Raw genomic sequence first — 25,431 nt, forward strand, 5'->3', positions numbered from 1 at the left:
ATCCTACTTTATAATATTGATTTTATATAAAATTGTAGGGAATAGAAATTAGGGCGGTTTTTATGCGAGGAGGCGGAATGATTCGAGAACAAAAGGGGTTGCTGGATAAAGAGTTAATCTTATGACCTTTTCCGCAATTATTGTTGTTAGCAGAACTTTTGAAAGAAGATCCTACATTAATATATCCCTTTTTTAGTTAATACTAGCCTCCTTAATACTAGTTAATACAAGGAGGCATTAAATTTTTAATAATTAATGGTATGTGTATCCTCCATCAGGAAACAATACATTACCCGTAGTAAAACTATTTTGCATTAAATATAGGACAGTATGTGCAATTTCATCATTATATCCAGCTCGTTGTACAAGTGAAAGAGATTTATAAGCTTTGTAAGCAACTAGTCTATTTTCGTTTTGTTCATTTTCTCTTTGTATTGTTCCAGGAGAAACCACATTAACTCTAATAGGAGCTAATTCCACAGCTAAAGCCTTCCCTAAACTTTCAATAGCACCATTGCAAGCTCCATAGGCAGGTGCGCCTTTAAGTGGTCTTTGACTAAATGCACCAGACATTAACACAATCGATCCAGAGTTTGAAAGAAAAGGAATTGCATATTTTACGGCATAATATTGAGGCCAAAACTTTCCGATGAAGCTACTTTCAGCAATTTCCTCTGTAGAGGTAATTGGTCCAAGTGTGTAAGAGGCTCCCGGTGTGAATAAATGATCAAAGTTCCCAACTGTCTTGGAAAAATTTTGTAATTGCTCTTTATTTTGATTATCCAATACGTAAGTTTGGAGACGATTGCTATTTATTAATTTTTTAGCAATCTTTAATTTTTCTTTCGAACGCCCTGCAATAATAACATGTGCTCCTTGTTCAATTGCTTGTTTTGCCGTTGCGAATCCAATACCAGAACTCCCACCAATGATAACAATACGATTATCTTTTAATGTAGTAATAGACATATTTTAGCCACTCCTTTAATAAAAAACTTTAGAATATAACTGTGCTATGCTTTTATTATTCGCTAAAAGGGAGCAAGTGAAAAGTACGCACTTTATATGTACATAGTCGCAAATTTCGTACTAATCGCTATACATGCGGATAAGTAATAGGAAAAATTTCTAAATATGGTTTATCCCGCATTCACGGGCAGTAAAACTCTCACCTCAAAGTTAGGAAAATGCAAGGAAGTTAGGTAAGAGATCAATTGCCCGTAAAAGCTCGATTGGTTCAACTAATAATCAGTGTGGGATGAACAAAACCCCCACTGATTAAAGTTTCACTTTATGATATCTGAGGAGAGGTGAGAAAAATGGATTTACAAGAACCGAAGTTAAAAGGGGTAATAGCAACATTACAAATAATCGGTGGGAAATGGAAGTCACTCATTTTGTTTATTTTGCTAACAGATGGAATGAAACATTTTGGTGAATTAAAGCGATTGATACCAGATATATCTCAAGGGACGTTAGCGAAGCAATTACGTGAATTAGAGCAAGATCAACTAATAAAACGCGAAATTTATCAAGAAATACCACCTAAAGTAGAATATTGCTTAACTGAACATGGAAAAACAGTCAGTACTGTTTTGGATAGTATGTGTAGTTGGGGAAGAGGGCATTTAGAATATATAGATAAAGATAAACCATAAAAATGTTATGTAAACTTATTGTAGTGTGAAGGGAAATATTGTTTTAATAATTTGTATTTTATAATATATAATTAAGGAGTGTCGTAGGTTATTATACATATTTAATTTATTTTTACAAAGGGGAAGTAATAAGATGAACGAATTAGAGTATAAAAGCTTCTATGATAAAGTAGGAAGATTAAATGGATGGGATTTTAGCAAAATAAAATGTGAAACTGTAGGAGATACATGGGACTTTTATAGTGAGGTAAAAGAAAGGTGTAAACCATCACATATTTTACTTGATGTTGGTACAGGCGGAGGAGAAAATGTACTTAACATAGCATCATCAGTTAAATTGTTGATTGGAATTGATAATTCTAACGGCATGATTGCAACGGCACATTCTAACTTGAAAAAATCAGGTGTACAAAATGTTGAGTTTCTTCAAATGGGTTCTGAAGCTTTAACATTTCCACATGCACATTTTGATATTGCTTCAAGTTGTCATGCCCCGTTTCTGGCATCTGAGTTAGCGAAAGTAATGAAAAAGGGTGCCTTTTTCTTAACACAACAAGTAAGTGAGAATGATAAATTAAACCTGAAAGAAGCATTTGGTAGAGGACAATGCTTAGGTGAACGGGATGGTACTTTAAAAGAAAATTATATGAATGAGCTTATTAGTGCAGGATTTGATCTCGTGCAAGTACGTGAATATGATGTTACTGATTATTACAGTAGGTCTGAAGATCTCATTTTCTTATTAAAACATACCCCTATTATTCCTAGATTCGGAGAACAGGAAGAGGATTTTACTATTTTACAAAAGTTCATTGATACGTATAGTTCTGAAAAAGGGATTCGTACGAATTCAAAAAGATTTATGATTATTGCTGTTAAATTATAATGTATTTTAGTGTAAAAGCTGCTTTTCATTTAAAGAAAAGCAGCTTTTTGTGTGGAAAAGAATACAGGAAATACTTGAAAATAATAGAAATAAATAAAGTGTAAATTAAAAAATCAAAATATGGAGGATAAATGTTTTGAAACGTTACTATATTAGCAATGAAAAAATAAATGTACATATTACTGAATGGGGGAATAATGACAAGCCCGTTATCTTTTGTTTACATGGATTAGGTAGTACGAGTTTAAGTTTTATAGAAATTGCTGAGGAATTAAAAGAAGAGTATAGATTTATCTCCGTTGATGCACCTGGACATGGTAAAACACCGCCATTTGAAAGAACAGAAGATTATGAGATGCACAATTTAGCAAATTGGTTAAATGAAATAATAAATGAATTGAGAATCAAATACTTCTATTTTCTATCACATTCATGGGGAAGTTTTGTAGCGTTATTTTATTTGTTAAATCATCCAGAAAAAGTACAAGGAAGTATTCTTATTGATGGTGGATATCAAACAAAAAGGCTTCGAGAAGAAACGTTGGAAGAAGAAATTGCTTATTATGAAAAGGACTTTGATAAATATGTTTTTAATAATTGGGACGAATTTTTCAAAAGTGAAAAAGAAGCTTATACTAGATGGTCTTCATTGTTAGAAGTTGCTGTAAAGGATCTAGGGATCGAAATGGATAATAAAGTATGGTGGCATGCCAGGGGGAATACAGCTAGTAATATAATAAGAGGTATGCATAAAGATGAAACAATAGATATATATGAGAAGCTACCGGCTAATATTGTATTACTTCGAGCTACAGTCCCACAAGTTTGGGCGGATTATAGAGATAAGACAGTAAATGTTTTTAAAGAGAAAACGGACAGTATAGTAAAAGTAATTCCTGATACTACCCACATGTTGCACTGGGATAAACCAGAAATTGTTATAGCGGAAATAAAAAATAATTGGAGCTAACATATTCATACTAAAGTTGTAGTTTCTATATGAAAAATCCATCCTTCCGTTTGATTTTATCTATTTATAAGTGTAATACAATACGAATAGATAATAAGAAATGAGGGGGAATGTAAAGTGATTACACATATATCAGATATAAAACTACAGACGGTTTCCATAGAAGGGGTAAAACAAGTTTATAAGGACATATTATCTTTTCCAATAAAAAAAGAAACAGCATCCTTCATTCAATTTGAAGTAACACCTTATACAACAATTAGTTTTCAAGAAGTGTATGAACCAATCGCACCTGCACATTTTGCTTTTGAAATCCCATATTCAAAATTTCATGAAACAGCAATATGGCTTGAGGAGTCTGGATTACTCATTGTGAAATGGAAAGATGGTCATATAATTGATGAAGAGGATGAGCGATTCAATTTATACTTTAAAGACGGAGATGGAAATCTACTCGAAATTATCGCGCATAGTTATGTTAAAGAAGATGTATTAGTACCGCAGTCACCTTTAAACATTTTATATGTAAGGGAAATTGGTCTTCCTGTTAAAAGTGTACCTATTTTTAGGGAATGGTTAAAATCAAATCTAAATATGAAAACGATGGAAGACGGGGATATTTTTAACTTTGTAGTTGGTGGCACTGCTTATGTCGTCGCAACTTGGTGGCAGCGACCTTGGATTCCAATCGCGATGAAAGCTCTATCACCGAAAGTACACGTTTCTTTCGGAACACCAGACGTCGCATTTTTACAGCGAATCCAAAATAACTTTAAGAAAAATAGTGTATCATTTGAATGTAAACGTAATGAAGTATCATTTATTGAGCAAGGATATACATTTTCAATTGTGCATACATCAGAGTTTCATTCTGATATTCCTAAACAATTAAACTTACCGCTTTCTATTTAAGGATGAAAAGCGGTAAGTTTTTTGTATATTCGTGAAGAAGGTTTTAGCTAGGGTTACAGTGAATTTAAAGAGAAGTACAAGGTGTTATTTTAATTTATGTTAAGGGGAGAAATGAAGTGGTTTTAGGTAATCCAATTGCAAAAGGGAATACTGCAGAAATTTATTTAACTGATGATAAGGTTGTAAAATTATTTAAAGATTACCTCCCAGATACAGAGTCTATGAATGAAGCAAAAAAACAAAAATATGCGTATTCATGCGGGCTGCCAGTTCCAAACATATTTGAAGTAATAAAGATACAAAATAGACAGGCAATTATTATGGAACATGTAAAAGGGGACAACATTGGTGATCTTCTGCTTAATAATTTAAATGAGGCAGAGCGTTATATCGGCCTTTGTGTTAATGAGCAAAAAAAAATCCATGCTATACATGTGAATACAGATGAAATGGAGTTAATGAGGGGAAGGTTAGAGCGTCAAATTAAATCTGTGCATAAATTGGATGAACGCAAAAAGAAGGGTATATTACAAAAATTAGATTTTATTACATTTGATTTTAGGCTATGTCATGGAGATTTTCATCCATTTAATTTGATTTTGAGTAAGGAAGAGAAAGTGAAAGTTATAGATTGGGTAGATGCTAGTTCAGGGGATATTCGCGCAGATGTATTTCGAACATATTTGTTGTACTCACAATCTTCGGTAGAATTAGCTGAGATGTATTTACATATATATTGCAGTCGTACCGGCTTATCAAGAGATGAAGTTTTTCAATGGGCTCCTATAATTATTGCAGCTAGATTTTCTGAAAAAGTATCACCGCAAAATGAAGTGTATTTGAAAAGATTATTGAATCAGTATTTATAAGTCATAAAAAAGACTGTCAGCTAATTAATAAATGCTGTTGTTTAACCAAATTTTCCTTGCAGTTAAACAACAGCATTCTTAAATATTGATATAGGTATTCTTATTTTCGATCTTCATCCTATAAAGGTTCATAATCCGTACTTGTTCCTCCGTTAATTCTTCTTTATCCCAATACATATGCATTAAGCTATATTCAAAAATCTCCTTTAATTTAATAAATAACGGAAACTTGTCTTTCATCTCTTTTGGTAGCTCATTTTCCTTTTGGTAGCCTTCAAATAGTGCTTTTGTAATAGAATACTCATAGTCAACGATATTCCCATTTCTAGCAAATGAATATTCTATCGCACTATAAATAGGAACGGCTAAATCGAATATGTAAAAATGTTTTTGGAATGAATCCAAGAGAATATCAACTTAACAAACTGCCTATTCAATCATTTGTTAAACTAAATTTAAATAAAGAAGGGGCGTTTAAAATGAATATTTCTAGAAAAATAGAGTTTGAACAGTTACGAGATAGGAAGAGTGAGCTATTTGATAAAGAGGTACTTAACATATTAAATGGTCAAGTTATGTATGAAGAATTTAAAAACGAAAAGCTAATGGGTGATTCTGATTATGCACCATTTAATGAGGCAATGTGTGTGAACCCTGCTACTACACAAGTTTTTGATGAGGATTTTATTAAAACAAGAGCGGAAGGACATAACAGTTCCGTAGAAAGTTATACAAAAAAGGTTATAGATCCGTTAGAAAAACTTTTTACGAAAAATTATAAATGTATTGTTTTATGGTTTGGTGAAGATATGTTTTGTCAAATGAACCTACTTACCATACTTTCTCACCTTGAACAGTCTGTTTATGAAGGGAAGGTATACTTAAATAGCTTTAGAGAGGATGAATTTAAAGTAAATCAAATTGAACTTGAATTGGGGAAGTATTCTTCTATATACAATGAAGTATTAGTAAACCATAAAAAGACCTCCCATAAGGTACCACCTGTAATGTATCAGGCTATAGACTTATTTTTAGAAATGTTAACAGAAGATAATGCAGTAATGAAATTCATTTCTAAAAATAAAGATTTATCAACTCAAGAATTATTAACGAAGTTGTTTCATCTTTTTCCTACAATCGGATATGGAGATACTCAGTACATAGAACTGATTAATAAAATAAAGAAGAAAGCTACACCAAAAATATAGGTGCAGCTTTCTTCTTATAATTGCTCAAGTAATTCTAATTCTTTTTCTACAAATAGCATTAGTTCTTTAATTGTTTCACCAGAAAAATCAAAACGAATACCGGCTGCATCATACACTTCTTTTATAGATTGCGAGCTTCCTAGTGATAATGCCTTTTTATAATTTTCTAGCGCTTGCTTAGGATCCTCTTTATATTGTTTATACATTTGTAATGCACCAAGTTGGGCGATCGCATATTCAATATAATAAAATGGTACTTCAAAAATATGGAGTGCAGGTAACCAACTCGTTGCTATCCAGTTTTCGTAGCCATCAATATGTATGACGCTAGACTGATAATGTTTTTGAAGTTGTAAGTATTTTTCATTTCTTTCTTTAGAAGTATGACTTGGATTTTCATACAGCCAGTGTTGAAATTGATCGACAATAAGCATAATAGGTAAATATGAAATAACATCTTTAAAGAAGTTAATTTTTGCTTGTTTTAAATCTTTTTTGTCTGTATAGAAGGTATCCCAATAATTAAGCGAGAATAACTCCATTGTCATACTGGCTAGCTCAGCTGTTTCAGCTGGAATTTCTATATACTGTCGTAATTTTAATGGTTTTATGAGTTCGTTATGAATACTATGACCCATTTCATGTATAAAAGTGACAATATCATCTTGTGTATAATTTAAGTTCATAAAAATATAAGATAATTGTGAAGCTGGTAAGTACTCACAAAAGCCACCAGCTGCTTTTCCTTTGCGGCTTGTTAAATCAAGACAATTGTGTTTATACATTCGGTTTAAAAGTGCTGAAAATTCAACATCTAGTTTATTAAAGATATGAGTGCTCTTTTCAATTAAATCATTTTCATTTGCAATAGGTTTAAGTACTTTTTGATCTGGAGTTACAGCTGATACATCCCACGGGCGAAGTGTATCCAATTGCAGTTTATCTTTTTTCTCTAGCAATATTTTATCTTTAAGAGGCACAACATACTTACGTATGGATTCAGCTAGTTCATAGCAATCTATCGCTGAATAATCAAAACGCTCGTATTTTTTGAACATATAATCGCGATAATTCTCTAGTTGAATATTTTTTGCTTTTTGATGGCGAATTTCAATTAATTGATTTAATATGTTTTGGAGTTCTTTTTCAACAGATAAAAATTGTTCAGAAATAATGGTTTTTGCCTTTTTACGGGTGTCACGATTCGAATCTTGTAAATAGGATTGTAATTCTGTTATCGTTTTTTCTTCTCCGTCCCAAATTCCACTTAATCCTCCAGTGATTTCAAAGTACTCTGTGACTAATTTGTCTTCCTTTATTTCTAATTCGATATTTTCCTCACAAAATAACTTTTGAGCATTTTTTATTTTTGTATCTAATAAACCATATACATTAGAATCTAATTCCATTCGAAAAGGTGACTCTAAATATTTATTATCCAATAAATTTTGGTATCGCTTTAAAAGTGGCTTTACAAATTGTTGATCATGTTCAAAAGTATCCTTTATTTCTTCATCATCCGTATTACATTGAAAGGCGATGTAATGTGATCTTAATTGTTCTTCGATGTCCCAAATTACTTTTGACTGCTCTTTTAACCAATTTTCAAGGTCTAGTTTTGAAGAAATCATTTTATTTAATAAAGTCGAAAGAGTTTTTTCCAATTGTAGTACATTACTAATATCAATCGTATTTACACGTTGCATTATATATCCCTCACTTTTTATTTATTCATAGAGATATTCTATTTATTAATTGTAATTCCCTTGTTAAGTGGGGTAAATGTGAAATAATGTTAAATTTAATAATTAAAGAAGGTATTTATATGTCAAAGTAAAAAGTTTATCGTAAATGAAAATATATGGAGGGGTGCTGCATGAGAAAGGGAAAGAAGTTACTTGTATTTTTATTTCCACTTGCTTTATTATGTGCCTGTGAGAATGACATTGAAGATGCTAAAAGTGAAGATTCTATAGTGATGGATATTGCCACAGCAGTGGTAAAGGAGGAATCTTTTTTTAGTGCTGCTATAAGAGATGAAAAAGAAAGAATATTAGATTTAGAGATTGCTGATAGCGAAGATAGTAACGAAATAAAAAATGATATTAATAAAAGATTGGTGATACAAGGTGTAACGTCTTATAAAATCAATATAACTCAAAGGAATAGAGAAGTTGTAAAGGCAGAGAGTAGATGGAATCAAGTTTTTGGACATATATTTGATGACGTATTCAGAAAAAATGGATATGAAGGGTTTGGTATTCAGCAAATAAATTATAAAAAGAATCAACCTGTTACCATTGATATAAAAACTAAGATTAGCGATGATGAAGTAGGGGCGAGAGAACTTGGACAGAAAATAGAAAAAGAAGTTGAAGGGGTACTTAAAACAGAAGCAGTAAAGAAATGGATTGAAAATGATTCATATGCTATTGGGATTTACGATATAGATGATCGGAAAATTAACTAATTGAGGAATGAATGCTATATGAATGAAAAATCGATATAATTAAATATAGAATTACTGGAGGAGGTGTAATATGTATAAGTATTTACATATTTTAAACGACATAGAAAATATGATTCAAAATGGAGAAATAAGAGAAGGAAAGAAATTACCGTCTATACGGTCACTCGTTACGCAATATGAATGTAATAAGGCAACAGTTATACGTGCTCTTCATGAATTAGAAAAGCGTCACATTATATATTCTGTCCCTCAAAGTGGATACTACGTTGTTAAAAAATCAGAGAGTACTATAGAAAATAACGAGATAATTGATTTTGCCTCCTCAGCACCAGATCCAGATGTTTTTCCGTATTTAGATTTTCAACATTGTATTAATAAGGCTATTGATACGTATAAAAATGATTTGTTTGTATATGGAACGCCGAAAGGCTTACCATCTTTAATACCAGTTATTCAAAAACAACTAGCAAATTATCAAGTCTTTACAAAAGAAGAAAATATTTTTATAACATCCGGTGTTCAGCAGGCACTTGCTATATTAACTTCTATACCATTTCCGAATGGAAATGAAACTGTATTAATTGAACAGCCAACATATCATCTATATATTGATTATCTAGAAATAAATAAAGTTCCTGTAATCGGTATTAAACGTACGAATGAAGGTATCGATTTGAATGAATTGGAGCAAATATTTCAAACTGGAAAAATAAAATTCTTTTATACGATACCGAGATATCATCATCCGCTTGGAACTTCTTATTCTAAAGATGAGAAAGAAAAAATCGCACTATTGGCTAAGAAATACAATGTATTTATAGCGGAAGATGATTATTTAGCAGATTTAGAAACTGATTCAAAAGCAGATCCGTTATATAGCTTGGATAATTGTAGTCATGTCATATATTTGAAAAGTTATTCGAAGATTATTTTTCCTGGTTTACGGGTTGGAGTTGCAGTCATCCCACCATCCATTGCAAATGCGTTCTATACATACAAAAAGATACTAGATATTGATAGTCCGATGATTTCTCAAGCGGCTTTAGAAATTTATATAAAGAGCGGTATGTTTGAACGTCATAAAAGTAAAATTAATTCTTCCTACTATAATAGATCAATAAAACTAGCAGAAACATTAGAAAAAGTGCAAAATGAAGATCCATCATTATTTACATATAATAGACAAAACACATTTGGAATACACACCTGTTTAGAAATGCAGAAAAACACAGTTACAGAAACACTTATACAAAAATTAGGTGACATGCAAATAAGTGTCGATACTATTGATAAGAATTATATGAGGAATTTCCCTAAAGAAAAACTATTAAAATTAAATGTTTCGAATGTAAAAGAAGATAAGATTGAAGAAGGTATTCGTAAAGTAATTGGGGAAATCAAGCAATTAAGACAGTTTAATTTTCAGTTTAGAAAAGAATAATTTGAATTAGGAGGTTTGTTTGGTTTTGAGGCGAAAAATCATTCTCTTGTTTGTATGTAGCGCTATAGTAGTTGGTGTAATGGTTGTGGCTAAATATAAAAAAAGAGAATCAATGCATAGCAGTTGCAAAGTATTCAAGAGGTATTATCGTAGATCAAAATAACGAACCTATAACTAATGTGAAAATTTATGAAGATTCAATTGAAAGTAAGATGCGTAGTATTTCAAATGCACAAGGTGAATTTGAAATACCACATGGAGTTTGTGGTGAAATTGCATTAAAATTAGTTACTCAGAATGGGGAAGTCTATACGAGAAAATATGATAAGAATCATGTGTAAGAAGAAAACTAAAGGTGAATAAAATGAAACCATTACAGAGAAAAGTAGCAGTTGTGGACGGAGCAACTATATATGTAACTGAATAACTATATGTTTTTTAAGAGCGCTCTTAGAAAAGAGTGCTCTTTTTCATTAATGTAAATATTTACTTAGCATCTTTTTAAAATGATTTTTATCATAATTTACATATTGCGTAGCTGTATTTCGTATTGGATCTCCGGCATAAAATCTTTCATACAATTCGTGTCTAGATCCTAATGGACTTCCAATGATATCCCAGGCTAACTTAAATAATTTTGTGCGTTGTTCGGCATCTATATTCGTTCCTTTAAAGTGCTTTTTCAATAAATTAGCTATCGGACTTTGGAAGTCATTCGAGCTCGAAGGAAGTTGAATGAACCCACCTGCTCCAATTAATTGTAAAATTTCTATTGCACGGGGATAATATTTGGAACCAAGATTCCTTGCAGTTTCGATATATTTAAAATTCGGCAAATAAGTTTTTGTTTCATTTGTAGTACCTTCAACTTCTGCAGCAATTAAAAGTGCGCGAATTGTTTCGATTTGCATAATTAATTCCCCAAGCTTCTCTTGAACATGCAAATAAGTAGTAGCACCGATCGCTTCAGCAATTTCACAAGCAATTGCAGTTATAAATTCTAGCTTTACTACTAATCGTACAATTGCTTGGTGATAAGCTAAACTACTAGAAGCTACATCTGACTTTATTGCCCATAACGCTTCAGGGTTGTTATATAGTAAGACTCGTTCCCATGGTACAAATACATTATCAAAGATTAATAGTGCATCCATTTCATCGTACTGTGAGCTAAGAGGGGAATCAACTGTAATTGAATGTGTATTCGCAAATGGTTCTCTACAAACCATATGTAATCCAGGGGAATTGGCTGCCACGATGAGAAAGTGAGCTAAATCTTTTTGAGTATCAGTCAGTTTTGCTAATGGATAGATTAATAAATCATTTGAATAAGGAGAAGCAGTACCAATCATTTTAGCACCACTTAAATAAATTCCATCAGAAGTTTTTTTCGTAACTCTTAGTAATCCTAAGTCGTTTGTATTCAACATTGATTCTGTAGATCGATTTATTTGTGGATCACGTTGAACTACGCTTAAGAATAAGTGATTATCTCTTGCTTCTTCATAATAAGATGTAATTTTATCTGGAAACTGTGCATCGAATTTTTTATAAAAATATTTTGATACGTACCAGCCAGTAAGTCTCGATCTTGCGTAATCAGATAGTCTACTCATTACACCGTCTGTAGTATAACTCCACGTTTCAAAAGCGGTTCTCCTCATTAATAATTCGTTATAGGAATTCGGAACTAAAAAGGCTGTATGGACAAATTCTTTCGTTTTTGGACTAACATATCCAACAGAATCTCTTCGTATTGGATCATCAAACAATGTAAATAAATTAGAAATGGTACTTAATGTTCCTGCAAAATGTTTGTCTGTAGTTACATCTACTTTTTGTCCATAGAGCCAAACGTTACGACCATCTTGTAAGCTCTTTATATAGTAATCTTTCAAATTTTGCATATTTCCTCCTTCTAAAGACTATTCATATATTTGGACATCTTTTAATGGTGGGGAATATACGTGGAAAGTTATTACTGCTGAATCTGTAGCATTATACATTTTATGCACAGTATCTTTTTTTACTGTGAAAATATTTCCCTCTGTAAACTCTTCAATCCGCTCGCTATTATTTTCGTACGTTATATTTTGTAACGTACCATTGACTATTAGTATACATCCTACAGATATTCCATGATCGTGCACAAAGGTCTTTGCTTTGCTGGGGAAATTTAATACTAAAATCTCTACGAATTCAGACTGATAGATAACGTTCCTTCCGTATTCAAGATTAACTGGTGAAGTAATAAAAGGAGCTATTTTATGAAGTGAAATATTTAATGATTGAATAGTGTGTATTAAATTGAACGTATCGTAGTTACATAGGTTATTAAATGCCTTTCTTATGTTATGAATCAATTGCATGTACAACTTCCTCCTAAGCATTTGCAGTGAAAGAAAGTAATCTCCTATTATATCGTGTGTAGTCGATTACATAACATTGTATTGAATAAATTCAAAAAGGTGACTGGTTTTAATTGGGTAATATTTGCTCTGGACTACATGGTAATTAATTCCTTTTTTATGGTATGCTTGAACTATAGCCCGCTTTCTATTGGAAAGGTGATGAAATAAATGGCAGTTCTTTTAGTGGATAATCTATATCAAATGTCTATTGTTTTACTGATCTTATGTTCATTTTGTTTTTATAGATATTTAAAGAAAATAAAAAGGGAAAGAAAGCTTACAGGTTTTGAAATTACGATGTATATCGTGACGCAACTTGCGTATTTCATTTGGGCGGCAACGACTTTTCTTAAAATGTTATCAGAATAGTAATCTTGAAGTATTAGACGCTGAACAGAAAGGTACAGGAGCATTAAAGGTATAAACGTGGGCAAGGGTAATTTATCATCTATTAGGTAAATAAATTTAGTCGAAATTTAGATGGATAACAATATTACTTATAACATCTTTATAAAAAGAGAGGATATAAATGGAACAATATAAGTTAATTGTAAAAGGGCCTAAACAACTTGAGTGGGAAACAAATGAAATTAAGGACATACAGGACGATGAAATTATCGTTAAAACAATCGCAGGATCGATAAGCATTGGGGCCGAGTTACCACAGTATAATGGATCCGATGTTACAGATCCGCATCCTTTTTATCCAAGAAAAACTGGATATGAAAGTTATGGTGAAGTGATTGAAGTTGGTAATCAAGTAACACATGTAAACGTAGGTGATAAAGTAGTTTCTTTTTATGGACATGAAACGATAGGGATAGTTAAGGCGCATAAAGTAATTCGAGTGCCTAGTTCTATACAACCTAAAATTGCTTTATTATCTATTCTTTCATGTGATGCCGCTAAAGGAGTATTGAAACTAAACCCGCGACAGGATGAAAAAGTACTTATAATTGGAATGGGAGTTATTGGTTTACTCGCTTGTTATTTCTTAAAATACTATGTAGGCATTGAGCATGTGGATGTTGTTGAGCCTAATAAAAATAGAAGAGATTTTGCAAAGAAGTTTGGTACGAAAAACATATATGATTCAGAAGAGAAAATAATAGAAACATATAATTATGGTTTCGAATGTTCTGCTACAAATAGTGGGTTCCATACTTTGCAAAAAGCTCTTAAAACTAATGGTAAAATATGTATACTGTCTGATGGTAATATAGAAGAACTAACATTAACTGCTAACTTTTATCAGAAAGAATTACAAATTATTGGATCAAGTGACGGATACGATTATCAAAAACATGCAGATTGGTTTTTTGAAGAAATAGGAAAAACACCATTTATAGAGGAGATCTTTCAACATGAAATACATTATACTTCACTCATACAATGTTTTGATGAATTGAGTTTAGGGATAATTAAACCATTAAAAGTATATGTTTCATATGAATAACGAAAAAATGAGCAAATATTTGTCACATACCTTACAAATGTTTCGTCACATTTATGATTATTAAATGAGGAGGAACATATATGAAAATATTTGTAGCAGGTGCAACTGGTGTAATAGGACGTTCTTTATTGCCAATGTTAATAAAAAATGGGCATACGGTGTTTGCGATGATTCGTAATACTTCGCAAGTAGAAGCAATGAAAAGGATGGGTGCCATACCAGTAATAGCTGATGTATTTAATAGAGAGGCTGTATTTTCTGTATTAGAAGAAACAAATCCCGATGTAGTTATTCATCAATTAACGTCATTGTCATCATGGAATTTTGAGGATAATGCAAAAATTAGAACAAAAGGCACTCGTAACCTTATCGATGCCGCTAAAAATGTAGGGGTACAGAAAATAATCGCTCAAAGTATTTCATGGGCGTATGAACCAGGGGATACATTTGCGACTGAAAAAGACTCACTACATATTACTGCTTCTATGCCTCGGCAAGTCACTGTTAATGGCATATTGAAATTAGAAAAAGCTGTTACTGAGTTACCTGAATCGGTTATACTTCGTTACGGCACATTATACGGACCAGGAACATGGTATGCGGAAAACGGATTAATAGCAAATCAAGTTCGTAATAATGAAATTATCGCATCAGACGGGATAAGCTCGTTTATACATGTTGAAGATGCTGCAAGAGCTACTATGCTATCCCTTAATTGGCCTTCAGGAATCGTAAATATTGTAGATAATTATCCAGCAACTAGTAAAGAATGGTTACCAATATATGCAGCAGCGATAGGGGCACATAAGCCTAAAGTTCAAGATGGGAAAAATAGTTGGGAAAGAGGAGCTTCCAATAATAAGGCACGTAAAGAGTATGGATGGACACCTTTATTTCCATCATGGTCTGAAGGATTTAACAACTTAATAGGTAAGTAAAACATACCTTTAATGGGAATGATAGTAAAATACACCATTAAAGGATTGGGTTATTATGAATATAATTTGGGAAAGTATTATATTAACTTTTACTGGAATAATTGTTTTGAAAATGACAGGTAGTACATCTGTGAGCCAAATGACAAGAGCTGAAATCATTATAGTTGTATCAATTGGCCGTATTATTGTAGAACCTGTATTAAGTAGAAAAGTAGTCCCATCTATATTCGCGGCTATCATATTTGCAAGCATATTACTTATCATTCATTTCTTTGAATTGAAATCAAGGAAGGTGGAACAATTTTTAAATGGAAGTAGCATTATAATTGTTGAAAACGGAGAGATTGTAAAAGAGAATTTGATGCAGGCAAAAATGTCGGAACAACAACTTTATATGCAATTAAGAGAAAAAGGGATTCATGACGTAAAGAGTTTACAGCAAGTTACAGCGGAACCGAATGGTCGTATTGGTTATCAATTAATAAAAGAAGCACAACCAATAACTTTAGAAATGTTAGAAAAAGTATTAGATCGGTACAATATAAAAAGATAATTTCTCGTGAGAAAAAGCCAATACTATAACGGAAGTATTGGCTTTTTTATTTTTCTACAAACGTAAGGATTAATAAAATAGGGTGGATTTTAAACCAATCATTATAATAGATATAGGCTTATAATTGTGCTATATTCAATGGACTTATAGTGAATGTGGTAAAAAACTAATTTGGCATAGGTAGACGCAGCGTTAAAATTTATAAGTTTTTAATGTGATACTAAAAATGGATTGAAAATAAGGAGATAGATACATAATGGAATTTTGGGAATCAAGTTTTATCGAAAAACAAACGATGTGGGGATTTGAACCTACAGAATCTGCAATTTTGACAAAAGATTTTTTTCTTGAAAAGAACGTTAAGAATATATTAGTTCCGGGTATTGGATATGGAAGAAATGCAAAGGTTTTTATCGATAATGGTATAAATGTAACAGGTATTGAAATTTCGAAAACAGCGATCGATTTAGCAAGAGAAAACGGACTAGAAGATGTTAGTATGTATCACGGTTCAGTAAACGAAATGCCTTTTGATAATAAACTGTATGATGGGATATTTAGTCATGCACTTCTTCATTTGTTGAATGAACAGGAAAGAGAGAAATTTATTGAAGATTGTTATAATCAGTTAAAACCAGGCGGATATATGGTTTTTACAACTGTTTCTAAAAAAGCTCCCATGTACGGAAAAGGAAAACAATTGGATAAAGATTATTATGAGATAATGGAAGGTGTAAAAATGTTCTTTTATGATTCTGAATCTATAAAAAAAGATTTTAATCAATATAGATTAGTACAAGTTTCGGAAATTGATGAACCAAATAAGAACATGGCAAATAAACCTTCAATCAATTTCTTAATGATAAAATGTAAGAAAGAACGATAACTAAAAGTTATTAAGAATGATTAAAGATGTTTATATATTGATTATGCACAAATAAAAAGGACAAGCATATAATATAAATACCTTTTAACTTTAAGTAACCTTAACTTTCGTTAATAGGGTATCTCAAAATCCCCAAAAGAGCACTTGCGGAAACAAGTGCTCTTTTATTTTTTGTTTCATAAATATTTATAGTTGCAAATTTCGTGCAATAAAAATAAATCTGAGAGAAATAATCATATCTTTATTATACGATTATTTCTGAACTACAAACGATATAGCATTTGTTTTTAATTGAATGTGTCTTTCATTTCGAACAATATCATAAGCTAATTCTTTTATTTCAACTTTTAGTTCTTTCCATTCTTTATAAATGCTTTTTAAAGTACTTATCATTTCTTCGGTTGAAAGATTAATTTCAATTAAAGCTTCTAATTCTTCATTCGTTATTGAATCAATTTCTTGTATGTTAGAGTTAATAATTAAACAATTAATACCGTCGTTTTTTGTACCTCTTTTCATAGAGTGGAGTACATTTTTAAAATCTTCTTCTGATCTGACATGTTCTAAACTTGATACTGCAACGATATAATCATAAGCGTTAGAGTCAATATGATAGTTTTCAATTGCTGCTTCTTCTGTTTTTATAACCTCGAATACATCATGTTCTTTGCTATAAATTTGTAGCTTTGTTAAAGCGGAATTAAGTAAATCAACACATGTAACGGTGCCGCTAGTATTTTTTATTTTTTTTGCAATTGGAATGCTATTTCTCCCAACGCCAGAGCCAAGGTCAAGTACTTGCAAGTTGTTTTGTCCGTCAAAGTGGTTCATCAAGTCCATAACCGTTTTAACTGGTTTGAAAAGCCAAGAGCCAGCTTCAAACAGTTTATATTGTTCATAGCAAAGGTCGTGATATTTCTTTTCTTCTTGTCTTATGTAATCGATACGGTTCACATTGTTTCAGCTCCAATATTTTTATTGCAAAATGAATAGGTGGGACAGCCTTTAACATTTGTTTGAATTCGAAAAATACCACCAGCATGTGGATACTCTTTTAATTCGTTATCACTCATTCTTGTTCTGGCTGTTGTAACATATAAATCTGTTAAATTAGGCCCACCAAATGTACATGATGTTACATATAACGCGGGAATTGGAATGCTTAATATTTGTTCTCCAGTAGAGGGATTCCATCTAGTTATTTTTGAACCTCCCCAATGTGCAATCCATAAACAACCTTCTTCGTCAATTGTCATACCATCAGGTAGACCATCATTTTCAGAGAAATTGATTACATCACTTGGATTATGAATGTCTCCAGTACGTATATTATATTGATAGCGAACTACTTTTTTAGTAGGTGTATCTATAAAGTAAAAGTATGTATGATCAGGTGACCAAGCAATTCCATTTGATGTATTTACATGTGAAACTTTTTTCTCTACACTTAAATTATGATGTAAACAATACAAGGAACCTGCAGCATTCATACCGTATGTATCTGTAGAACCTGCCCAGAAACGACCAGCTGGATCACATTTTCCATCATTGAAACGATTTTCTATTAAATGTGGTTCAGGGTCAAAAATATGTGTCAGTTTTTCTGTATTTACATTAATAGAATAAAAGCCGTTTTCCATAGCTAAGAGTAGTACATCCTCTAAATATGGAACAACACAGCCAATTTGTTGATTGAGAACAATTACTCGGTTCGTATTAGCGGTAGGATTATATATGCATAATTTTCTCTCCATAATATCAACCCAATATAAAAGTTGCTTTTTTCCATTCCAACATGGTCCTTCAGCTAAACTTGCTTTAGCATCTAAAACTAATTCTATATTACTGAACAAGATGTTCACCTCGCGTTATAAGATATTAATATAATTCGATAAGAATAGAGGTAAACCTTTTAGTCAAAGGATATTAAAATTTATACTGTAGAAAAATGACCTTCTCAAGTGATTAAAAAAGTGTATAAACAAGGAGAGGAAAATGCATATGATGTTTTATGAGATTGTTTGCTTTTCTTGTAAGAATATATTTCGTGTTTACGAAGGCAGTGAAAAATATAAGCGATTTAAAGAGAAACCAAAAGGGGCATATTGTTGTGATGAGTGTAGCCACAAAATTCAATTAGAAGCGATAAAGAATTTTTTTAGATAATTTTACGATTTCGATTCGGAAAAGTTTGACAATAAAAGTGTTATAAATTATCATATTAAAAAACTAATATTTAAGGCATAGAAGAGAAGAGTAGTTAAGAAAGAATACGTACAGAGAGCTCTGGTAGCTGAGAAAGAGCGGTATACATCTTAATGAAAAAAGACTTGGAGCTGCGCAAGGAACTAATTTATTTAGGGATGGTGCGACGGGTTCTCCCGTTATAGAGATAGGGTATAAGCATATTTTGCCGTACCTGAAGAGGTTAATATGGTGACATATTAACAAACTGAGGTGGTACCGCGAAGCTAACAACTCTCGTCCTCAAGATGAATAATCTTGGGGGTGGGAGTTTTTTTGTTGCATAAAACTGGAAATGAGAAACAAAAAATAATTGAGGTGAGTAATATATGCATTGGGCGTATGAAGTAGCACATGAATTAATTAGGAAACATCCAAATAAAGAAATGTTTGTTTGTGCATCTGGAATTAGTCCGTCAGGTTCTGTTCATATTGGGAACTTTCGTGAAATCGTAACGACTTATTTCGTAGTAAGAGCACTTCAAGATTTAGGGAAAAAGACTCGTTTTATATTTTCGTGGGATGATTATGATAGGTTTAGAAAAGTTCCAAAAAATATTGATCCATCTTTTGCAAAGTATATTGGTATGCCATACTGTGATATTCCAGATCCGTATGGATGTCATAACTCGTATGCGGAGCATTTTGAAAAAGAGTTTGAAAAATCGCTTCAAGCATTTGGAATTGAAGTAGAATTTATTTATCAACATGATGAATATAGAAGCGGAAGGTATAACGAAAATATATTAGAGGCCTTGTATAAACGAAAAGAAATATATGATATTTTAATGGGTTTTAAAACTAGAGAGTGTAGTGAAGAAGAGCGAGAGAGCTTTTATCCAGCTACATTATATTGTGAGAGATGCGGAAAAGATACAACAACTATTACACATTTTGATGAAGTATTAAAAACAGTCCGGTATGAATGTGAATGCGGAAATGAAAAAGAGTTATCCGTATTAAATACAAATAAAATGAAACTAAACTGGAAAATCGATTGGCCGATGAGATGGATGATAGAGGATGTTATTTTTGAACCGGGCGGTAGAGATCATTCATCAGAAACGGGTAGTTATAATGTATCAAAAGAAATTGCAAGGAAAATATTCAATCGAGAAGCGCCTCATTACGTTGCTTACGATTTTATTGGTATTAAAGGGAATCATGAAAAAATGTCTAGTTCTTCAGGGAATAGTATTACACCAAGCAATTTATTGAAAGTGTATATACCAGAAGTAATTCTCTTTATGTTTGCAAAATACAAACCAGGCGCTGCTTTTTATATTGGGTTGGATGAAGATGTGATTCGTAATTATACAGAGTATGAGCGATTGAAAGATAGTTATGAAAATAAAACGCTCAAAAATGAAGATTTATTTGATGCAATTAAAATCTCTAGAGTTGATAGTGAGATTAAAGAATATCCGAAATTTAATCAAGTAGCAGGAACGTTACCATTATTAAATTTTGATTCAACTATTTTACAGGGGATATTAAAGAAAATAGATAGGAGCTATGCATTAGATGAAATGAGAGCGATAAGTAATCGCGCAGAGTATTGGATAAGAAACTTTCAATCTGAAAAATTAATCGCGGTAAATGAGGAGAAAAATGCAGAGTTTTACTACACATTAGATGAAAGGCAGAAAGAATGGCTAGTAGAAGTTTGTAAAATACTTCGTTCTAATAAAGATTACTCTAACTTAATGGAGCAATTATATACGATTTGTCATCATGAAAATAAAAAAATAATGAAAGAAAATCAAAAACAATTATTCACTATTATATATAAGCTCATTATGAATCAATCAAATGGTCCTCGTATACCATTATTAATACATGTAGTAGGCATAGAAAATTTCATCACACTATTAGATTTCTAAAACACAGTTAAAAGCAACGCAAGTACCAAAATTTCTAAGTACTTGCGTTGCAAATTTTACTATCGTGAATACATTTTCGGACATTCATCACCACTTGGTTCATAAAAACAATGGCTTTTAAACTGTCCTACAAATGGCTGATTATACCATTCAGGCGGACAAGCTCCAACTGGACGGAAATACCAAAGAGCCCATCGTGCAGGCCAGCGCCATTGACCTTGTAAAACTTTTCGTGCGATTTCTTTTTCTGATTCACGAGCACGTTGATAAAAATATCCATATTGTACTGCTTCAAATCCGCCGGGGCTTTGATATACAGCGTCTCGTACGGTACGGAGTTGTTTAAAATCTAAGCAATCACAAAATACACGGTTTACTACAACGCATCCAACTAACTCCTCACCTTGGCGACCTTCGCCTTCAGCTTCAGCACGAATTAATCGAGCTAGTAAATCAACATCACTTTCGTTGTATGGAATAAGGGGCATAGTGATACCACCTTTCTGTTATAGTAAAGAGTGTATGTTATAAAACAATCTGCGTGCTTTTTTACATAAAAATAACATTTAATTTTAAGAGGAGCTTGTATAAAAAAAGCTAATTAGTAATAGTAGATAAATATAAAAGGGAGAGGTATTATGTATCGAATTCATAAAGACCATATTATTTACGCGATGTCATCAGAGAATAAACCATGTATGGTGTAGTTTTGAAATAAAGTTGCGATGCTGTATCTCTTTAATCAAAGAATTGTAAATATATGATCAAACTTTTTTATAAAACATAAACCTGCTGGATAAGAAACCATTTGGATTAAACTTTTTTCAAAATGGTTTCTTTTTATTCAACATAGAATACGGTTTAACACAATATTTTTAATCAAACTTTATTTTAAAGCCACACATTGCTTTTTCTTATGGTGAATTTGTTTCTTAGTTATTTCCTGCATTTTATATCATTCACCAATCATGTAATGTTAAGGGAGATGACAAAAGAAAGGAAGGATGTACAAATGAGTATAGTAAAAAACGGAACATTGCAAGTAATTGGAGCAAGCATCTATTATGAGGTGCGTGGCTCGGGTCCAATTCTTCTTTTGATTCATGGTGGGGGTGGTGATGCCGACAAGTTCCATAATATTGCCGACCATCTTGCTAAATGGTATACCGTTGTTACTTACGATCGTCGTGGTCATTCCCGTAGCAATCTCGTCAATAAAACTGAGGATTACCATGTGCAAACACATAGTGAAGACGCTCACCGGCTGCTAGCCAATTTGACCAATGAACCGGCTTATATATTCGGAAGTAGTTCTGGTGCTGTCATCGGACTTGATTTGTGTATACGCCATCCTGGGCAGGTACAGTTACTAATCCCACACGAACCGGTTTTATTACAACTTTTACCTGAAAATGAGTTGAAGCAGGCTATAAATTTCATGGAAGACCTTAAAGGGAATCATAAAAGTGAGGTCATGAAGTTATTGTCAAATATCGATGATAGCAATTCCGGACTATCGAAGGATATGCTAACAAAGCGACTACTCGGCAATTCGTTTTATTTCACTGAGTATGAAATCCCGGGAATTCTCAGCTATACTTTAAACATCGATGCATTAAAGCGCTCATTAAAACCTGCATCGATACAGGTACGTCCAGCCGGTGGAAGTATTTCACGAGAATTTTTTCCTTACCATTGCGCATTCAACTTGGCAGAACACCTCGGAACAGAATTCGCAGAGTTTCCAGGAAACCATGTGGGCTATAACACAGTGCATCATAAAGAGTTTGCTGAGAGGTTACACGAAATTCTTGAGAATTAATCCGGAAACGTATCAATCGGTAGTGTATGAGCACACCAAAGAGTTATAAGACACTTCGTAATTTAGGGTTTTGTCTTTATGTCTAAATTATAATACGATGCATGTTGTTCAAGAAAAGGGCGCGTTTGTTGAAGAATAAAGATAGAAAATGACCAAACTTTTTATAGTATAGAAACTTAAATTTGTTAGATAAGAATTCATTTTGATCAATCTTTTTTCAAAATGAATTCTTCTTGTTTACCATAAATTACGAGTCTGTGAGGTATGTTTAATCAAAGTTTATTTCAAAGCAACATACGGAAGTAGAAATTGGGAGTCGTCTTATATTTGGAACATATGATTGCTTTGAGAATCAAATTGACTCTGAAGATGTTGCGTTTCAAGAATTTGATTGAAACCGAATTAATCCGACGACTGGACCTGTATATATCAGTGGTGCAGAACCTGGTGACATATTAGCTGTAACGATTGAAAAGATAAAAATTGCAGAGCAAGGTGTTTTAACTACAGGGGTGAACCTTGGCGTAATGGGTGAAGATCTACATGAAAATACAATAAAAATCGTCTTAATACATAATGAACATGTTTTGTTTTCAAATGAACTACAAATTCTGATTAATCAAATAATTGGTGTAATTGGTACTGCACCGAAAGAAGAGAGCATTTCATGTGCCACACATCAGCTGCCGGTGATTTAAAAGTTTGTCAAGTTGTGGATCCACTTAAAACGGCACGAATGGAACTAAGTATGGATTATGTGGAGAAGCTAGGTTTTAATTGCAGTAACTTTCATATTAAGTAAGAATAATAGAAGAAGGATACTTTTGTATAAAAGCATCCTTTTTTTAATTTACGGATTTTGTGAAAAGAGGTAGTATTTATTTTATATAAGTATATTTGAGATTGTGGATTAAAAAGGAGTTCAATAATGGTCAAAATTATGATTGTAGAAGACGATATGAAAATTGCAGAACTATTATCAACATATGTTGCGAAATATGGTTATCAAGGAGTTATTGTATCGGACTTTCAAAATGTATTAGACATTTTTTTAGATGAACAACCAGAGTTAGTTTTATTAGATATTAATTTACCGAGTTTTGATGGTTACTTTTGGTGTCGTCAAATTCGTAGTGTTTCTACATGTCCGATACTATTCATTTCGGCTCGTGAAGGTACGATGGATCAAGTTATGGCGTTAGAAAACGGTGGCGATGATTTTATTCCGAAGCCTTTTCATTATGAAGTTGTAGTGGCGAAAATTCGTAGTCATTTAAGACGTGCATATGGAGATTATGCACCGAAACTAGAAGAGCGAATGATTGAGCAACAAGGCCTTTGTTTATATCCTGAAAGACTTGTATTGAAACTTAGAAACGAAGAGATTGATATAACGAGAAACGAAGCTATTTTATTAGAGACATTAATGAAAAATTATCCGCGTGTTGTGAGTAGGGAAGTGTTGTTAAATAAATTATGGGATAGCGAATCTTATGTTGATGATAATACATTAAGTGTAAATACAACACGTGTGCGTAAAAAGTTACAAACGTTACATATAGAAGGTGCGATTGAAACGATTCGTAGTGTTGGATATAGATTGCATATTACTTGGGATACTGGTATAGAAAAATGATAAGGTTGTTTATACGTGATCATATACCACTTATTTGCTTTACTATAATTCAACTACTAGCTATATTTCTCGTATATTGGTTTGATGGGCATAATCATATTACAACGGCGTTATATGCAATGTTTCTAGGTGTTTTCTTTATGGGAAGTTATTTAGTGTTTCGTTATTTTACACATCGTTCTTTTTATGAGCGCTTAGCAAACCCGATGCAATCTTTGGATGAATCTGTTCAAAAATCTGATTTTGCAGCTGTATCGGCTGCTCTTCAAGAACTACTTGAGGTGCAATATCGACATTATCAAAATCAGCTGCAAATGCAAGAGAGAAAAAATAATGACCATTTAACCTTTATGAATCAGTGGATTCATCAAATGAAAACACCTTTATCTGTAATAGAATTAATTACACAGGATGAAGTAGATTCACGTTTTGAAAGTATAAATGAGGAAACTGATCGATTAAAAAAGGGATTAGAAATGGCTCTGTATGTCGCACGTTTAGAAGCATTTACACAAGATTTTTATGTAGAAAGAGTACAACTATATAAAATAGTGAATGATTCGGTACATGAGCATAAACGGTTCTTTATCCGGAATTTTGTATATCCAGAGCTTGAAATTGATAAGGACATTACAGTAGAAAGTGATGCGAAATGGTTACAATTTTTAATTGGACAAATACTATCGAATGCGATTAAATATTCATCTGGTAGTAGAGAGAAGATTAAAGTGAAAGCTTGTAAGGAAGGTAATAATGTTATACTTGAAATTGCTGATAATGGTGTAGGAATACCGAAGCAAGATTTACCAAGAGTGTTTAAACCTTTCTTTACAGGAGAAAATGGTAGAGATTTTAAAGAATCAACTGGAATGGGGCTATATCTCGTACATGAAATTACGAAGCAATTAGGACATAGTGTAGAAATCCATTCAGAAGTTGGTAAAGGTACCGTTGTACGTATTAAATTTTAAATGTGTAAAAATGACTCAGGCTAAAGAACTTTTGAAATAAGTTTTTTAGCCTTACTTTATATGGATTAAATAAAATGATATAAAAGACTGGTATGATCCTAATAAAAGGTCGTGTAAGTATGTGTAATGACACAATAATAAATAAGGCTGTTAAATGAGAGGTTTTTAATAATTTATTAATATTTAAATAGTTTTTTGTAAGAAAAAAGCTCGCCCT

Annotated in this window: 26 protein-coding genes, 2 pseudogenes and 1 other annotated feature; of the genes and pseudogenes, 20 read left to right on the forward strand and 8 right to left on the reverse strand. The window is 32.3% G+C overall.

The features are described 5' to 3' along the window. Positions 1 to 252 precede the first annotated feature (252 nt). Entirely contained in the window at positions 253 to 969 is a 717-nt protein-coding gene (locus C3Y97_RS12390) for an SDR family oxidoreductase (RefSeq protein ID WP_136363414.1), read from the reverse strand. A gap of 350 nt (positions 970 to 1,319) precedes the next feature. On the opposite strand from C3Y97_RS12390, the gene C3Y97_RS12395 reads away from it, so the two are divergent. From C3Y97_RS12395 to C3Y97_RS12415, 5 genes are all read left to right on the forward strand, one after another. Further along, positions 1,320 to 1,658: a winged helix-turn-helix transcriptional regulator gene (locus C3Y97_RS12395; RefSeq protein WP_136363416.1), complete on the forward strand. Its 339-nt coding sequence runs from the start codon at positions 1,320 to 1,322 to the stop codon at positions 1,656 to 1,658. A 133-nt stretch (positions 1,659 to 1,791) separates the two neighbouring features. Then, a complete protein-coding gene (locus C3Y97_RS12400) occupies positions 1,792 to 2,544 on the forward strand; it encodes a class I SAM-dependent methyltransferase (RefSeq protein ID WP_136363418.1) in 753 nt (250 codons plus the stop codon). A gap of 136 nt (positions 2,545 to 2,680) precedes the next feature. Continuing rightward, a complete protein-coding gene (locus C3Y97_RS12405) occupies positions 2,681 to 3,514 on the forward strand; it encodes an alpha/beta fold hydrolase (RefSeq protein WP_000833447.1) in 834 nt (277 codons plus the stop codon). A gap of 117 nt (positions 3,515 to 3,631) precedes the next feature. Next, complete coding sequence (locus C3Y97_RS12410; protein ID WP_000627921.1) at positions 3,632 to 4,426, forward strand: VOC family protein; 795 nt, start codon at positions 3,632 to 3,634, stop codon at positions 4,424 to 4,426. A 116-nt stretch (positions 4,427 to 4,542) separates the two neighbouring features. Further along, the gene (locus tag C3Y97_RS12415) at positions 4,543 to 5,295 is read left to right on the forward strand and encodes an aminoglycoside phosphotransferase family protein (RefSeq protein ID WP_000242835.1); all 753 of its coding nucleotides are present in this window, start codon (positions 4,543 to 4,545) and stop codon (positions 5,293 to 5,295) included. Between the two features lie 78 nt (positions 5,296 to 5,373). Here the strand turns inward: C3Y97_RS12415 and C3Y97_RS12420 are convergent, their stop codons facing one another. Continuing rightward, the gene (locus C3Y97_RS12420; RefSeq protein ID WP_002204781.1) at positions 5,374 to 5,700 is read right to left on the reverse strand and encodes a hypothetical protein; all 327 of its coding nucleotides are present in this window, start codon (positions 5,698 to 5,700) and stop codon (positions 5,374 to 5,376) included. Here C3Y97_RS12420 and C3Y97_RS12425 point away from each other — a divergent pair. Continuing rightward, a complete protein-coding gene (locus C3Y97_RS12425; protein WP_100655169.1) occupies positions 5,691 to 6,503 on the forward strand; it encodes an AraC family transcriptional regulator in 813 nt (270 codons plus the stop codon). The genes C3Y97_RS12420 and C3Y97_RS12425 overlap by 10 nt on opposite strands. A gap of 14 nt (positions 6,504 to 6,517) precedes the next feature. Here the strand turns inward: C3Y97_RS12425 and C3Y97_RS12430 are convergent, their stop codons facing one another. Then, positions 6,518 to 8,209: a M3 family oligoendopeptidase gene (locus C3Y97_RS12430; protein ID WP_136363420.1), complete on the reverse strand. Its 1,692-nt coding sequence runs from the start codon at positions 8,207 to 8,209 to the stop codon at positions 6,518 to 6,520. Positions 8,210 to 8,379: 170 nt separating this feature from the next. Here C3Y97_RS12430 and C3Y97_RS12435 point away from each other — a divergent pair, with 170 nt between their 5' ends. The 3 genes and pseudogenes from C3Y97_RS12435 (at position 8,380) to C3Y97_RS12445 (ending at position 10,755) form a co-directional block, all read left to right on the forward strand. Then, a complete protein-coding gene (locus tag C3Y97_RS12435; RefSeq protein WP_001225384.1) occupies positions 8,380 to 8,973 on the forward strand; it encodes a DUF4030 domain-containing protein in 594 nt (197 codons plus the stop codon). A gap of 70 nt (positions 8,974 to 9,043) precedes the next feature. Beyond that, a complete protein-coding gene (locus C3Y97_RS12440; protein WP_000280121.1) occupies positions 9,044 to 10,414 on the forward strand; it encodes an aminotransferase-like domain-containing protein in 1,371 nt (456 codons plus the stop codon). 25 nt (positions 10,415 to 10,439) lie between these two features. Continuing rightward, positions 10,440 to 10,755: pseudogene (locus C3Y97_RS12445) on the forward strand (hypothetical protein). A 132-nt stretch (positions 10,756 to 10,887) separates the two neighbouring features. Here C3Y97_RS12445 and C3Y97_RS12450 read toward each other — a convergent pair. Together C3Y97_RS12450 and C3Y97_RS12455 are read right to left on the reverse strand one after the other, a co-directional pair. Beyond that, positions 10,888 to 12,321: a 4-hydroxyphenylacetate 3-hydroxylase family protein gene (locus C3Y97_RS12450; RefSeq protein WP_001180387.1), complete on the reverse strand. Its 1,434-nt coding sequence runs from the start codon at positions 12,319 to 12,321 to the stop codon at positions 10,888 to 10,890. Between the two features lie 18 nt (positions 12,322 to 12,339). Then, positions 12,340 to 12,783, reverse strand: coding sequence for a cysteine dioxygenase (locus C3Y97_RS12455; RefSeq protein WP_001176009.1), 444 nt, complete (start codon positions 12,781 to 12,783; stop codon positions 12,340 to 12,342). A 210-nt stretch (positions 12,784 to 12,993) separates the two neighbouring features. On the opposite strand from C3Y97_RS12455, the gene C3Y97_RS12460 reads away from it, so the two are divergent. The 5 genes from C3Y97_RS12460 to C3Y97_RS12480 all read left to right on the forward strand — a co-directional run bounded on the left by C3Y97_RS12460 (position 12,994) and on the right by C3Y97_RS12480 (position 16,658). Beyond that, positions 12,994 to 13,194 carry a hypothetical protein gene (locus C3Y97_RS12460; protein WP_000279689.1) on the forward strand — a complete coding sequence of 67 codons (201 nt, stop codon included), beginning with the start codon at positions 12,994 to 12,996 and terminating at the stop codon, positions 13,192 to 13,194. A gap of 160 nt (positions 13,195 to 13,354) precedes the next feature. Next, a complete protein-coding gene (locus C3Y97_RS12465; protein WP_000438850.1) occupies positions 13,355 to 14,281 on the forward strand; it encodes a zinc-dependent alcohol dehydrogenase in 927 nt (308 codons plus the stop codon). An 80-nt stretch (positions 14,282 to 14,361) separates the two neighbouring features. After that, complete coding sequence (locus C3Y97_RS12470; protein ID WP_000689436.1) at positions 14,362 to 15,219, forward strand: NAD-dependent epimerase/dehydratase family protein; 858 nt, start codon at positions 14,362 to 14,364, stop codon at positions 15,217 to 15,219. Between the two features lie 55 nt (positions 15,220 to 15,274). After that, on the forward strand, positions 15,275 to 15,772 hold the full coding sequence (locus C3Y97_RS12475; protein WP_001021703.1) for a DUF421 domain-containing protein: 498 nt from the start codon (positions 15,275 to 15,277) through the stop codon (positions 15,770 to 15,772). A 256-nt stretch (positions 15,773 to 16,028) separates the two neighbouring features. Next, positions 16,029 to 16,658, forward strand: a complete 630-nt coding sequence (locus tag C3Y97_RS12480) for a class I SAM-dependent methyltransferase (protein WP_000397612.1) — start codon at positions 16,029 to 16,031, stop codon at positions 16,656 to 16,658. Positions 16,659 to 16,910: 252 nt separating this feature from the next. Here C3Y97_RS12480 and C3Y97_RS12485 read toward each other — a convergent pair whose 3' ends face one another. Together C3Y97_RS12485 and C3Y97_RS12490 are read right to left on the reverse strand one after the other, a co-directional pair. Then, on the reverse strand, positions 16,911 to 17,612 hold the full coding sequence (locus C3Y97_RS12485; RefSeq protein WP_001079453.1) for a class I SAM-dependent methyltransferase: 702 nt from the start codon (positions 17,610 to 17,612) through the stop codon (positions 16,911 to 16,913). Next, entirely contained in the window at positions 17,609 to 18,511 is a 903-nt protein-coding gene (locus tag C3Y97_RS12490) for an SMP-30/gluconolactonase/LRE family protein (RefSeq protein ID WP_000492433.1), read from the reverse strand. Before C3Y97_RS12490 ends, C3Y97_RS12485 begins: the two co-directional genes overlap by 4 nt. Before the next feature lie 142 nt (positions 18,512 to 18,653). On the opposite strand from C3Y97_RS12490, the gene C3Y97_RS12495 reads away from it, so the two are divergent. Beyond that, on the forward strand, positions 18,654 to 18,824 hold the full coding sequence (locus C3Y97_RS12495; protein ID WP_000551042.1) for a DUF2197 domain-containing protein: 171 nt from the start codon (positions 18,654 to 18,656) through the stop codon (positions 18,822 to 18,824). A 69-nt stretch (positions 18,825 to 18,893) separates the two neighbouring features. After that, positions 18,894 to 19,150, forward strand: a binding site (T-box leader). An 81-nt stretch (positions 19,151 to 19,231) separates the two neighbouring features. After that, positions 19,232 to 20,785, forward strand: a complete 1,554-nt coding sequence (gene lysS, locus C3Y97_RS12500; protein WP_127063973.1) for a lysine--tRNA ligase — start codon at positions 19,232 to 19,234, stop codon at positions 20,783 to 20,785. Between the two features lie 59 nt (positions 20,786 to 20,844). Here lysS and C3Y97_RS12505 read toward each other — a convergent pair whose 3' ends face one another. Continuing rightward, the gene (locus tag C3Y97_RS12505; RefSeq protein ID WP_001128402.1) at positions 20,845 to 21,273 is read right to left on the reverse strand and encodes a cell wall hydrolase; all 429 of its coding nucleotides are present in this window, start codon (positions 21,271 to 21,273) and stop codon (positions 20,845 to 20,847) included. A 524-nt stretch (positions 21,274 to 21,797) separates the two neighbouring features. Between C3Y97_RS12505 and C3Y97_RS12510 the strand changes: the two genes are divergently transcribed. The 4 genes and pseudogenes from C3Y97_RS12510 to C3Y97_RS12525 all read left to right on the forward strand — a co-directional run bounded on the left by C3Y97_RS12510 (position 21,798) and on the right by C3Y97_RS12525 (position 25,214). Beyond that, on the forward strand, positions 21,798 to 22,607 hold the full coding sequence (locus C3Y97_RS12510; RefSeq protein WP_000029414.1) for an alpha/beta fold hydrolase: 810 nt from the start codon (positions 21,798 to 21,800) through the stop codon (positions 22,605 to 22,607). 281 nt (positions 22,608 to 22,888) lie between these two features. Next, positions 22,889 to 23,409: pseudogene (locus C3Y97_RS12515) on the forward strand (acetamidase/formamidase family protein). Between the two features lie 126 nt (positions 23,410 to 23,535). After that, positions 23,536 to 24,243: a response regulator transcription factor gene (locus tag C3Y97_RS12520; protein ID WP_000239008.1), complete on the forward strand. Its 708-nt coding sequence runs from the start codon at positions 23,536 to 23,538 to the stop codon at positions 24,241 to 24,243. Beyond that, a complete protein-coding gene (locus C3Y97_RS12525) occupies positions 24,240 to 25,214 on the forward strand; it encodes a sensor histidine kinase (protein WP_002164532.1) in 975 nt (324 codons plus the stop codon). The genes C3Y97_RS12520 and C3Y97_RS12525 overlap by 4 nt, the downstream gene beginning before the upstream one ends. The last annotated feature ends 217 nt before the right edge of the window (positions 25,215 to 25,431 follow it).

It is taken from the genome of Bacillus sp. DU-106 (assembly GCF_004799705.1).
GTDB lineage: Bacteria > Bacillota > Bacilli > Bacillales > Bacillaceae_G > Bacillus_A > Bacillus_A cereus.